Source organism: Neobacillus sp. OS1-32, from assembly GCF_030915425.1.
GTDB lineage: Bacteria > Bacillota > Bacilli > Bacillales > Cytobacillaceae > Neobacillus > Neobacillus paridis.
The window spans coordinates 2,584,415-2,596,651 of the sequence record NZ_CP133263.1 but is presented as its reverse complement, the minus strand read 5'-3'; the positions used below and the strand labels follow the sequence as shown (position 1 = coordinate 2,596,651).

Sequence of the window (12,237 nt, the reverse complement as noted above, 5' to 3'; positions counted from 1 at the left end):
ATTACCGTTTGACTGTATCCAATACTTCGAATAAATCGCGGCCGTAGAATTTTTTGCTTAGTTCATTTGGTTTCTTTTGTTCTTTTAACTTTTTCACGGCTTGATCATAGGCATCGGCGAATTTTTGTTCTTTTTTATTAAATAGCGGCCATGTTTTGATAACGGCGAACTCATTATAGATAACTTCATTTTTCAATTTATAATAGGGGCCATTTTTGTCGAGAACTTGTTGTTTAAACGGTCCTTCGATCATGACGCCGCCGTCAACCCGGCCTTCGTTGACCCATTGAACGACATCCACGGTAAACGAGTCCCCAGCCTTAAGCTTTACCTTATTATTTGGATTAGCTTGATTGTATTCATCAATAATCGTATATTGCGCATTGTTTGCAGCAATTGGCGCTAAGGTTAATCCCGCTGAAGCGAAGTCCTTGAGTGATTTAATGTTTTCATTCTTTTTCTTTAATACAAGTCCAGCACTGCTTAGGCCAAGGAATTCTTTTGGATAAATAAACTTTTCAGTTCTTTCTTTTGTCCAGAAGGCATTTTTAACCCCAACTTGATACTTCCCTTGCTCCACACCCAACAATAAGTCATCGCTGGATGTACCGACGAATTCAAATTCGTAGTCTGGCAGCAATTCATCGACCTGTTTCATCATTTCAACGTCATAACCAGTCGGTTTGCCGTTTTCATCCAAATAGGAAATTGGTTTTGAAGCCTGATCAAATGCTACCTTTACTTTTCGAACCTTTGAATCGCTGTTATCAGATGATGCTGAACTGTTGGCGCAGCCAGCCAAAAGCGTCATTAACGCAAACCCAGTTATTGCTGCTTTAAAAAAATTTCTAGTTTTCATTTCCATACCCCTTTGTATATAAATATTTTTAAATACTAGTTTGTATATTTGATCTATGTGAATACTTGGTTTTAATCCCGAAAAGTGCCCTTCTGTGGCAAGAAGGGCCCCTCCTAAAAGTTAAGAGACCGTTTCTTTGAAACAGGTGCTAAGAACTACACCTGCTCGGCTGATTTGCTTTTTTCTTGTTCGATAGCGGTCAAGGCCAATTTTTTTATCGTCATATCGTCCATAGGCGGGTTATGCAGTCCGGCTCTTACATCCCGATAATATCGCTGCAATGGATTCGATCGCTGCAAGCTTTTTGCTCCGACAACCCTCATCGCTTTATCCACAATGGAAATGGCCGAATTGGTGACCACATGCTTCACCACACCAAGTTCATTTGTAAGCAAGTCCCGCTGTGTCTCGTCATCATATGCGGCTGCTACGCTATAAATGAGATGTCGGGCATTGATTAGTTCCAGGTCAATCTCGCCTAGCAGCTGTTGAACATTTGGCAGCTGACTGATGGGCCCGTTTAAACTATTTGGTGAATGATGATTAGCAAAATGGACAGCATAATCACGGGCCGCCTGGGCGATGCCGAGATAACAGGCCGGGATGTGCAGGATCCAGCCGTTGATGGCGGCGCCGCTAGGTAATTCCGGAAGCTCCACCAGTTTTGCTTCATCCACTCTTACGTTATTCAACACAAGGTCATGACTGCCGGTTCCCCGCATCGCAATCACATCCCATGTTTCATCAATGGAAAGCCCGGGAGTATCTTGATGAATAAGGAAAAAGCCCACTCTTTGTTTTTCTTCAATCCACGCAGAGGTAAGAAAATAGGTTAAGACAGGTGACATCGTGGTGAAGATTTTTCGACCATTGAGGATCCAGGCGCCATCTTTTTTAACTGCGCTTGTTCCGGGGCGGCCGCCTCTTGTCGGACTGCCTGTCTGGGCTTCGCTGACAGCCCTGTTGACCAATGCGCCGTTAAGGATTTCTGTTGCGAAAAATTGCAGGTTCTCTTTAGACCACAGTTTTTTTTCAAAAATTTCTCCGGTTACCCCGAGGCTCCAGCCTATTGAGAGGGCAGTGCTGGGATCAATGCTGGCCAACTTTTCTTGAAAAAGGACCATGTCGTAAACTTTTAATCCTTCACCGCCATAGGCTTTCGGAAGTGTGATACTCGAATAACCCATTTTCACCAGATCATGAATATTTTCTTCTGGGAAGATAGCCAGGTCATCAGCGATAATGCCTCTTTTATGAAACACTGTTTCATTCTTTTTCAATCTATCGACCCATTTTCGTTGGTTTGCTGTTTTAACGAATAGATTATTCACATTACGACCCCTTTATAAAAGTGTATAATTCCGATTGGATTTATTGGATAATATTAGCTAAGGTTTATAAAACTGTCAAGAGTTTTAATTGATTTTTATAATAATTCGGAATATTAGCCTCGTAGTTAACGTCTGTATGGGCAGTTTCATTGTTATAGTATTGATAATTAATGAGTCTGATACCAAGATAGCTAAATTAAAGTTGGGTTCGCAAAAGGAAAATTAATGAAACTTAGTCTCAATTGGTTAATTATATTCATTATTATGATAAAATAATATTAGATTTTTCAACACCATCAGGGAGGAGAGAAATGAATGAGAGAAGAAACCTTTGCATCTCCACGAATGGATGTCAAGGCGGCCCTGGGTAATAAACGAGATATTTCTGCTTTTGTTTCTGATATAAAATTATTGTTTAAAGGGCCGGTTTTACTTGCAAATGCCTTGCCCGTAATTACCGGATTTTGGCTGGCGATTTATTTCAGCGGCGCCTCTTTTAGTGAACATTTGTCACTGTTTTTCTTGACATTTGCTGGCAGTACGTTGGTAATGGCTGGGGCGCTTGCGTTTAATAATTGGTACGATGTTGATATCGATTCGATTATGGAACGAACGAAAAAGCGACCGACAGTAACGGGGCATTTTTCGCTTAAAGCTGTCCTTATTTTGGGGATTTTGTTGACACTCCTTGGTTTTGGGCTACTGCTGTTTACTACTTGGGAGGCAGTCGTTTATGCTTTTATTGGCTGGTTTACCTACTGTATCTTGTATACAATGTGGTCGAAACGAAGGTATACATTGAATACAGTAATTGGCAGCATTTCAGGAGCAGTAACGCCACTGATTGGCTGGTCAGCTGTTGAACCAAGTGGGCATATCGTTCCGATTATGCTGGCCTTGATCATTTTTGTTTTTCAAATGCCGCATACATTTGCGATTGCGATGAAAAAATATGATGAATATAAAGCAGCGGGAGTTGCAATGCTTCCGGTTGTTTATGGATTTGCGATGACGAAGCGGCAAATGGCCGTTTATATCGCCTGTCTTCTGCCCCTGCCATTTTATCTCGGGGCTCTGGGGATTCCCTTCGTAGTTTTGGCAACGTTGATGAATGTTGGCTGGTTAGCTGTCAGCATCTACGGTTTCTTCACAAGGGATGACAAGAAATGGGCGAATGTGATGTTCCTATGTTCGGTCAATTATATTACCATTTTGTTTCTCATGGCGATTGTCCTGACTTTACCGGTATTTCATTAAAAAAGAGGCTGTCCTAAATGGTGCCTGACACCATTGCTTGGGACCGCCTCTTTTTTAAGATAATAGGAAAACTAAACTGTGACCCCTGGAAGCAGACGGCGCAGTGCTTGCTCCTCTTCCTCGGTTAAAGGCACTAATGGCAAGCGAACACCGCCAACCGGAATGCCGCTCATATTTAATACTGCTTTTACCGGAGTGGGGTTTGGAGCAGCAAATAAGCCCTTCATAAGCGGCAGCAAACGACGATGAGCCGCAGCGGCGCCTCGAACATCACCGCTCTTAAATAGGTTGATCATTTCTTGCATTTCATTCCCAATAATATGCGAAGCAACGGAAATCACTCCTGCTCCGCCAATCGATAGGACGGGGATGGTTAGGGCATCGTCGCCGCTAAACAGCAGGAAATCATCCGATGTCCGGCTGATGATTTCCGCCATCGCATCTAGATTACCGCTCGCTTCTTTAACAGCAACGATATTTTCAATTTGTGACAGGCAGACGATGGTCTCCACCGACATGTTTACAGAAGTCCGACCTGGGATATTATAAAGGATGATTGGTAAAGCTGTTGATTTGGCAATCGTTTTAAAGTGTTGATAAAGTCCTTCTTGAGAAGGCTTATTGTAATACGGAACCACCAGCATAATTCCGTCAACACCGGCTTCCTCTGCCTTCCTGGTCAGTGCAATGGATGCATAGGTGTTATTGGAGCCGGTTCCAGCAATGACCGGCACTCTTCCGGCGGCTGTCTCCACGACCAATTTAAATAACTCTACTTTTTCTTCAGTCGATAGAGTTGGGGACTCCCCGGTTGTCCCGGACACGACTAATCCGTCTGTCCCATTGGCAATTAAGTGATTGACTAAGTTTTTTACAGCGTTAACATCTACCTTACCCTGTTGATCAAATGGTGTGACCATAGCGGTTAATACTTGGCCAAATTTCATCATTCTCACCCTTTTTCATTTTTTTAGCCGATAGGAAAGTTAAACTTTCCTATTCTGCAACTACGCCTCATGAACCGCCTTAAAGGCTCGCCAATCGGCGAGTTTTCATTAAAAATAGAGGTGGTCAGGCCGTATGAAATCAACGCAAAAAAGCAGCAGTGAAGGGGATCCTCGCTGCTGCAATAGAAACATTTTAAAAACTTAAGTTCCCATGCGTGAGATAGCCCTCCATATAGTTTCCTATATGACAATTCTGTGCTTGTTCAGCAGCAGAACCAGCATCAAGAACAATGAGTTTCTTGATACTTCGGCAAATCCCCCTTTCCTCAATTTTCCTAGGACCTCATTATTCTCGAATTGAGTACTAATGGTCTCTGCGCCTCTATCCTCACTTCAAAAGGTTATTGAAGTAAGAAAATATGTAATTATATGTAATATAACAGATTATCATTGGAAAATCAAGGAACCTATGAAACTGATAAACAGTAAATAGTGAAAAATTTGGATATTCAGAGAATTACTTTATGGTTACGACGGTCTCAATATTTGTATTTTACACTGTAGGGGAGTAAAGTGATAAAAGGAAAAACTGTTAGAGGGAAGGTTCAGGAATGAGTAAGCTGCAGCAAGGGACATCAGCATTTCGGAAAGCAAATTTTTCACTGTTTGCCGGGGGATTTATCACATTTTCAATTCTTTATGATGTACAGCCGTTAATGCCGATTTTTACCAAGGAATTTGATATTTCCGCGGCTGCAGGGAGTTTGACACTATCGGTTACCACCTTTACACTGGCGGTCTCAATGCTGATCACCAGCTCATTGTCGGAAGCATGGGGTCGAAAAATGATCATGTCCGTTTCATTATTGCTGTCATCGTTAATTGTTATCTTTACCGCCTTCAGCCTAAATTTCGGTTCACTAATCGGCTTTCGCATATTGCAGGGGATTGTTCTTGCCGGGCTTCCGGCGATAGCGATGGCCTATTTGAGTGAAGAAGTAGATCCCAATAGTTTAGGCGTCGCGATGGGGTTATATATTAGCGGGAATTCCATTGGCGGGATGGCAGGGCGAATTATTACCGGTTCGGTGACGGACTTTTTTTCCTGGCGTATTGCCATGGGAAGTATCGGGGTCATCAGTTTAATCCTCAGTATTTGGTTCTGGCTGAATCTGCCAAACTCTAAATATTTCACCTCAAAGCCGCTAAAATTTAAGAATCTATTTACGTCTATGTTCCGGCACTTGCGTGACCCGGCGCTGTTATGTTTATATGGTATTGCTTTTATTTTAATGGGCAGCTTTGTTACCTTATATAATTATATCGGTTTTCAGCTGTTGGCCCCGCCCTATCGATTAAGCCAAACGATCGTCGGCTGGATTTTTATCGTTTACATAATGGGAACATTCAGTTCTACTTGGATGGGACGGCTGTCTGATCAGCACGGCCGTAAGAAAGTATTGTGGCTTGGTCTGATTATTATGGTCATTGGGGCGGTACTGACACTTTCCGCTCCATTAGCGATAAAAATTATTGGGATTGCGATTTTTACATTTGGTTTTTTTGGTTCTCACTCCATTGCTTCCAGCTGGGTGGGACGACGGGCGAAAACGGAAAAAGCCCAGGCGTCCTCCTTGTATTTGTTTTTTTACTATAGCGGTTCAAGCTTAGCTGGGACAACCGGAGGATTCTTCTGGACACATTTTGGCTGGGAGGGAGTCATTGGTTTTATTCTTGTCCTGCTCTTCTGTGCCTTTCCATTATCGGTCAAGTTATCCTCCATTCCGGTAAAAAATGTGCAGGTGAAATGATTGCAGCATCCTTGATGGGGCTGCTACTTTTTTGCTGTTGGCCCAGCACGGGAAGCTTGTTTTTCTGATTGGCAAATTTTTTTAAAAAAGTTTACTATATGGATTGACAAAGACTGAAATGATTCGAGGTGAGCCAACATGGAACTGCCCAAGGATTTTACCGCGAAAATGCAGGTCCTGCTAAAAAGTGAATACGATGCATTTATCAACAGTTATGATCATCCTAAAGCTCAGGGGCTGAGGGTGAATACCTTAAAGATCTCACTTGCTGATTTTGAAAAAATCAATCCTTTCTCTATCACTAAAATCCCCTGGACAAGAAAAGGCTTTTATTATCGTGCTGCCGACCGGCCGGGTAAGCATCCTTACCATGAAGCAGGGCTATATTATATGCAGGAGCCAAGTGCGATGGCGGCTGCCGAGCTTCTCGACCCCCAGCCGGGAGAAAAGGTGTTGGATTTGTGTGCGGCGCCTGGCGGCAAAACAACTCATATTGCTGAAAAAATGGGCCAGCAGGGCTTTTTATTAACAAATGAAATCATTCCTTCACGGGCAAGGATTTTATCGCAAAATGTGGAGCGAATGGGAATAAAAAATGCTGTCGTCACCAATGAGGCGCCGGCTCGTTTGGCAGAAAGATTTCCAGCCTATTTTGACCGGGTAATGGTGGATGCGCCATGCTCCGGTGAGGGGATGTTCCGCAAAGACCCGGAAGCCCGCACAGAATGGAGTTTAGCCAGTGTTAAGCAGTGTGCGGTACGGCAGCTTGATATCTTACGGCAGGCAGCGGCGATGCTTCGGCCGGGGGGCCGGCTTGTTTATTCGACTTGCACCTTTGCACCAGAAGAAAATGAAGGAGTCATCAGCCAATTTTTACAGCAGGAGCACCATTTTGAAATCGAAGCGGTTCAGGGATATCAAGGATTTAGCGGCGGCCGAAAGGAATGGGTGGAAGACCCGGCTGTGGGAATTGAAAAGACGTTCAGGCTTTGGCCGCATCAGCTGCAAGGTGAGGGGCACTATGTTGCAGTGTTAAGGAGGACAGACGGAGAGGAACCGGGAAAGCGGAAATATGTTAAACCAATGTCCGACCCCAAGCTGTTAAAAAGTTATCTTCGGTTTGCCGAGGAGCATCTATCGGAAGTACCTATGGGTGAATTCCTGTTATTTGGGGACCAATTATATCTCGTACCGAAAGAGATGTTGGCATTGGAAAAGCTTAAGGTAGTGAGGCCGGGCTGGCATTTGGGGACAATCAAGAAAAATCGCTTTGAACCGTCACATGCTTTGGCACTTGCCTTGACAAGCGAACAGGTCCAATATCGCTGGAGCTTGAGCAAGGATTCCCTTGATGTCTTAGCTTATTTAAAAGGTGAATCGCTGTCAGCAAATGGTCCAAAAGGTTGGTACTTGGTAGACGTTGACGGCTATTCGCTGGGTTGGGGAAAAGTATCTGATCAGGTACTGAAAAACCATTATCCAAAAGGTTTGAGATGGGCGTCTGTGTAAGAAAAGCAGCGATGTCCGGAATTAAATTGGAAGAGCAGGGATCTACTATAAATAGATCCTGCTTGTTAGGAGCTTTTTGATGAAGGAACATTATTATGATCAATTGTTGGGCATCCAAACACAAGGAGACAGAATGGAAGGGCCGGCACCAAAACCCTTCCGTTACTACCCGTACGAGCCAACACCATATGGTGCCCTTGAGGTATTGTTTGAAAACTACGAAGTAACGCGAACCGACCGGGTGGTTGATTTTGGCTGCGGCAAGGGACGGTTAGTTTTTTACATTCATTATTTTTTTCATGCCTCAGCAGCCGGGATTGAAATGAATGAAATATTGTACAGGAAGGCGCTTGACAACCGCGAAGCGTATGCGAGAAAAACCAAGAATCATTTACAAAGGCTGCAGTTTTACTGCTGTTTGGCAGAGGAATATAAAATTGACCCAATGGATAACCGTTTTTATTTTTTTAATCCATTTTCCATTCAGGTGTTTAGGAGTATCATTAACAATGTATTGAACTCAGTTGAGGAATGTGAGCGGAGTGCTGAATTAATTTTGTACTATCCTTCGGAGGATTATATTTTTTATTTGGGAAACGATAGCCCTTTTGAATTGAAAAAGGAGATCGTACTGCCACACGAATATTTACGGGATGCAAATGAAAGATTTCTAATCTACCGGCTTGGGTAGCCGGGCTGTCTGGAGGGTTCCGCAGAAAATTCCATTTGACCGCCGCCATGATCTTTTTGGCCTTGTTTATCATACCTATGCTTGTGCTGATATCGTAAAGTGGTGTTGGAGATTGGTGCTTGATACCGACGTTGACACTAAAGTGGAGGTGTATAGTGTTGGAAAGTATTACGGTTGTTTCGCTTTTGGATGTGATTAGTGAACTTTTTTCGGAAGAAATTTCGCTTGCCGTTTCGAACACCTATGAGTATATTTACTATCGGCCTAGCAAGCGGATTGATTTGAAGATTCGCCCCGGTGATCCTTTAAGGGAAGGGACGATTGCTTATAAAGCGATCCATTCGAAGCAAAAGGTGTCGGAGTTCATCAATCGGGACGTTTTTGGGGTTCCTTATCATGGGATGGCAGTCCCGCTTTTTCATACGGGAAAGCTTGAGGGCTGTGTGACGGCGATCTTCCCTGCGCTGACAAACGGAAAATTGGTTGTTACCCTAAAGACAAATGATGGCTGGATCCCCTTGCCATTTTCACAAGTAATCTATCTTGAATCGAAGGAAAAAAAGACCTATGTCCACACGAACGAGCACTGTGGGACACATAAATATTCGCTGCAGGAATTTGAGTTTGTCTTACCGAAGGATTATTTTATCCGCTGCCATCGTTCCTTTATTGTGAATGTCAATCATATTAAGGAGATTTTCCCTGATACTCACTCTACCTTTATTCTATCAATGGATAATGGCGACCGAGTTCCTGTAAGCCAGTCATATTCAAGTTATTTTCGCAGGCTGTTAGGGTTTTAATCGATTTTTCTCTGGCTCATCTATATTGCCTGGAAAGCTTGTAGTAATGTGATGATTCTAAATTATAAAACTATTAAATTAAATCATTCTGCTTTAGAAGAAAAAAATGCTGCTTTGTCTTAATTTTACGTAATATATCCCAGAAATCCCTAATTAATAAGTTATTTAAGGTAAAATTAATGTAATTTCATATTTTGGGAGAGGGATGGAATATGGAAAATAAATACGAACGGATTCGCGATAAGCGGCTCTTGGATCGTGTTGTGTCGCCGGAAGAAGCGGCGTCATGGATTCAAGACGGAATGACTCTGGGGTTGAGCGGATTCACACGTGCGGGTGACGTGAAAGCGGTGCCATTTGCGCTGGTGAAACGTGCTGAAACAGAGTCTTTTAAAGTGAATGTCTATACAGGGGCTTCGTTAGGTTCGGATGTGGACAAGCTTTTTGCAGAGGCGGGGATTCTGGGAAAAAGACTTCCATTTCAAGCCGATCCAACAATGCGAAAAAAAATTAACAATGGGGAAATGTTGTTTGTTGATCAGCACTTGTCGCATACAGCAGAACTGGTCCGTGCGGGGGTAATGGAGCCGGTTGATTTTGCGATTTTGGAAGCGTATTCAGTTACAGAGGATGGAATGGTGATTCCAACAACATCGGTTGGAAACTCTTTATCGTTTGCTTTGAATGCAAAAGCAATTATTATTGAGGTGAATTTGGCTCATCAAGTGAACCTGGAAGGATTGCATGATTTGTATGATCCGGGAAAACAGGGGGAAAGAGGTCCGATCCCATTAACCAAGCCGGATGATCGGATAGGCACGATTGGAATTCCAGTGGATATTGACAAGGTCAAAGGCATCGTGTTTACCAATCAGCTTGATTCTCCTTCGACGATCGTACCGCCTGATGAAGAAACATTTATTATGGCCAATCACTTAATCAACTTTTTACGTAAAGAAGTGGAAGCCGGCCGGCTGACAAAGCGTCTCGCCCCGCTTCAATCGGGAATTGGTTCGGTAGCAAATGCCGTTCTTCATGGCATGCTGGAATCAGAGTTTGAAGATTTGGATGTGTATTCGGAAGTATTACAGGATGCGGTGTTTGATTTAATTGATGCCGGCAAGGTAAATTTTGCCTCCTGCTGTTCGCTTACTCTTTCTGAGGAAAAAATGAAACAGGTATTCGGAAACTTTGATAAATACCGTGATAAAATATTGATGCGGCCGCAGGAGATTTCCAATCATCCGGAAATTATTCGCCGTCTCGGATTGATCTCTATTAATACAGCATTGGAATTAGACATATACGGAAATGTGAATTCAACACATGTCTTAGGGACAAAAATGATGAATGGCATCGGCGGTTCAGGGGATTTCGCCCGCAATGCACGTCTCGCTATTTTTGTGACTAAGTCGATTGCAAAGGGCGGAAAGATATCCAGTATTGTTCCATTTGTTTCGCATGTTGACCATACGGAGCATGATGTCGATGTCATTGTGACGGAGCAAGGATATGCCGACTTACGCGGGTTAGCGCCTAGAGAGCGGGCAGAACTAATTATTGAGAACTGTGCTCACCCAATGTACCGCGAGCAGCTGCGGGAATATTACCAAGAGGCTCTTACGAGGGGCGGTCAAACACCACATGTGTTGGAAAAAGCCCTATCTTGGCACATTAACTTCGCGAGCACAGGGACGATGCTGCAGTCGGTAACAGCAACGGTATAATTGTTTTATCGGTAAATTCATATAATGGGAGAAATAAAATATAGAGAAAAGCGCTTTGATTGGGGGATCAAAGCGCTTTTTGCTGTACGAGGTTAGCTAATCAAGTGATCATCAGCCTCTGATTCGATCCGCGATGCTAGACACTAAGTATGATGGAAGAAGGAATGTGCTATTATGCTATTGAATTTAACGGAGATTTTAGTATCTTTAAATAAGCAGTGTGAAGAATCGTTATGGTGTTGGGGGACCGTGGGAGGTGCAGACAATGGATCTAAATAAACGAATTGATATCCTTGATTATTTGCGCGGCTTTGCGTTAATGGGGATTATTTTGGTGAATGTTGGACCATTGCTGGAGATTCGTCAGCCAGCTTCAGATTCTGCCGATTTTTTATATTGGAAATTTTTGTATTTATTTGTAGAAGGCCGCTTCTATACAATTTTCACCTTTTTATTTGGGATTGGGTTTTATATCTTCATCACACGGGCTAATGCCAAGGGAAAGAATGGTTATGTTCTATTTTTAAGGCGGATTGCCGTCCTTTTCTTAATCGGTCTTGTTCATGTAAAGTTTCACCCGGGGGAAGCACTGACAGTGTATGCCATTTCCGGCTTGATAATCTTACCCTTTTATAAAGCCAACAAAGTAATGAATCTTATATTCGGGGGGATCATGCTCTTCTTCCTAGCCCTTTTTTCGATAAAAATCTTTATGGTGGTACCGCTGATGCTATTAGGAGTTGCCGCGGGGCAGTATCGCATCTTTGAAAATATTCCGTTAAAAAAGGCAGCCGTTTTTACAGTAATGATGTTCTTATTAAGTGTCGTTGGCATATTCTATCAAGCCTACTATGCCCCGACACAGTTTGGCATGAAGTCGGAAGCGATAAGTTTGCAAACAGAGCGCTTTTTTAGTATCGGAATTGCTATTGGTCCACTTGTGTCTGCTTTTTATGCTGGCCTGCTGGTATTACTTTTGCGATTTTCCTTTTTTCAAAAACTGCTATCCCCATTAAAAAGTTATGGGCGGCTGGCCTTGACAAACTATCTCTGCCAAACTGTGTTCATATTACTCTTGGGGAATAGGTTTCATTTATTTGGCAACATTACTTATCTGCAATCTTTCAAACTTTGCCTCGCTATCTATATTATCCAACTTATTTTCAGTTGTGTATGGCTGCGGTATTTCCGTTTCGGTCCGATTGAATGGCTGTGGCGGATGATAACCTACCGGGAAATTCCACCAATGCGTCAATAATTAGCGATTCATTGGTGGAACTTTTGAGACCTCTTCCCCTTTTA

10 protein-coding genes and 1 riboswitch are annotated in these 12,237 nt (G+C 43.0%); of the genes, 7 read left to right on the top strand and 3 right to left on the bottom strand.

Annotated elements, in window-relative coordinates:
- Position 1: 1 nt before the first annotated feature.
- Both RCG24_RS12980 and RCG24_RS12975 read right to left on the bottom strand, forming a co-directional pair.
- On the bottom strand, positions 2 to 859 hold the full coding sequence (locus RCG24_RS12980; protein ID WP_308077195.1) for a transporter substrate-binding domain-containing protein: 858 nt from the start codon (positions 857 to 859) through the stop codon (positions 2 to 4).
- 155 nt (positions 860 to 1,014) lie between these two features.
- Positions 1,015 to 2,190 carry an acyl-CoA dehydrogenase family protein gene (locus RCG24_RS12975; RefSeq protein WP_202652931.1) on the bottom strand — a complete coding sequence of 392 codons (1,176 nt, stop codon included), beginning with the start codon at positions 2,188 to 2,190 and terminating at the stop codon, positions 1,015 to 1,017.
- 315 nt (positions 2,191 to 2,505) lie between these two features.
- Here RCG24_RS12975 and cyoE point away from each other — a divergent pair, with 315 nt between their 5' ends.
- Positions 2,506 to 3,447 carry a heme o synthase gene (gene cyoE / locus RCG24_RS12970; RefSeq protein WP_202652930.1) on the top strand — a complete coding sequence of 314 codons (942 nt, stop codon included), beginning with the start codon at positions 2,506 to 2,508 and terminating at the stop codon, positions 3,445 to 3,447.
- 71 nt (positions 3,448 to 3,518) lie between these two features.
- On the opposite strand, the gene dapA is transcribed toward cyoE, so the two are convergent.
- Positions 3,519 to 4,394 (bottom strand): 4-hydroxy-tetrahydrodipicolinate synthase, encoded by an 876-nt coding sequence (gene dapA / locus RCG24_RS12965; protein ID WP_202652980.1) that lies wholly within the window; start codon positions 4,392 to 4,394, stop codon positions 3,519 to 3,521.
- A gap of 213 nt (positions 4,395 to 4,607) precedes the next feature.
- Positions 4,608 to 4,787: riboswitch (Lysine riboswitch) on the bottom strand.
- A gap of 218 nt (positions 4,788 to 5,005) precedes the next feature.
- On the opposite strand from dapA, the gene RCG24_RS12960 reads away from it, so the two are divergent.
- The 6 genes from RCG24_RS12960 (at position 5,006) to RCG24_RS12935 (ending at position 12,193) form a co-directional block, all read left to right on the top strand.
- A complete protein-coding gene (locus RCG24_RS12960) occupies positions 5,006 to 6,205 on the top strand; it encodes an MFS transporter (protein WP_202652929.1) in 1,200 nt (399 codons plus the stop codon).
- A gap of 138 nt (positions 6,206 to 6,343) precedes the next feature.
- On the top strand, positions 6,344 to 7,714 hold the full coding sequence (locus RCG24_RS12955; protein WP_202652928.1) for an RsmF rRNA methyltransferase first C-terminal domain-containing protein: 1,371 nt from the start codon (positions 6,344 to 6,346) through the stop codon (positions 7,712 to 7,714).
- Between the two features lie 79 nt (positions 7,715 to 7,793).
- Positions 7,794 to 8,405, top strand: coding sequence for a methyltransferase (locus RCG24_RS12950; RefSeq protein ID WP_202652927.1), 612 nt, complete (start codon positions 7,794 to 7,796; stop codon positions 8,403 to 8,405).
- A 158-nt stretch (positions 8,406 to 8,563) separates the two neighbouring features.
- Positions 8,564 to 9,208, top strand: a complete 645-nt coding sequence (locus RCG24_RS12945; protein ID WP_308079177.1) for a LytTR family DNA-binding domain-containing protein — start codon at positions 8,564 to 8,566, stop codon at positions 9,206 to 9,208.
- 212 nt (positions 9,209 to 9,420) lie between these two features.
- On the top strand, positions 9,421 to 10,935 hold the full coding sequence (locus tag RCG24_RS12940; RefSeq protein WP_308077194.1) for a succinyl-CoA:acetate CoA-transferase ScpC: 1,515 nt from the start codon (positions 9,421 to 9,423) through the stop codon (positions 10,933 to 10,935).
- Between the two features lie 265 nt (positions 10,936 to 11,200).
- Complete coding sequence (locus RCG24_RS12935; protein WP_308077193.1) at positions 11,201 to 12,193, top strand: DUF418 domain-containing protein; 993 nt, start codon at positions 11,201 to 11,203, stop codon at positions 12,191 to 12,193.
- Positions 12,194 to 12,237 lie beyond the last annotated feature (44 nt).

Excerpts from the sequence above, each read along its gene's own strand:
- dapA (WP_202652980.1), bottom strand. The coding sequence starts at position 4,394 with ATGAAATTTGGCCAAGTATTAACCGCTATGGTCACACCATTTGATCAA.
- RCG24_RS12940 (WP_308077194.1), top strand. The coding sequence starts at position 9,421 with ATGGAAAATAAATACGAACGGATTCGCGATAAGCGGCTCTTGGATCGT.
- RCG24_RS12960 (WP_202652929.1), top strand. The coding sequence starts at position 5,006 with ATGAGTAAGCTGCAGCAAGGGACATCAGCATTTCGGAAAGCAAATTTT.
- RCG24_RS12950 (WP_202652927.1), top strand. The coding sequence starts at position 7,794 with ATGAAGGAACATTATTATGATCAATTGTTGGGCATCCAAACACAAGGA.
- RCG24_RS12935 (WP_308077193.1), top strand. The coding sequence starts at position 11,201 with ATGGATCTAAATAAACGAATTGATATCCTTGATTATTTGCGCGGCTTT.
- cyoE (WP_202652930.1), top strand. The coding sequence starts at position 2,506 with ATGAGAGAAGAAACCTTTGCATCTCCACGAATGGATGTCAAGGCGGCC.
- RCG24_RS12955 (WP_202652928.1), top strand. The coding sequence starts at position 6,344 with ATGGAACTGCCCAAGGATTTTACCGCGAAAATGCAGGTCCTGCTAAAA.
- RCG24_RS12980 (WP_308077195.1), bottom strand. The coding sequence starts at position 859 with ATGAAAACTAGAAATTTTTTTAAAGCAGCAATAACTGGGTTTGCGTTA.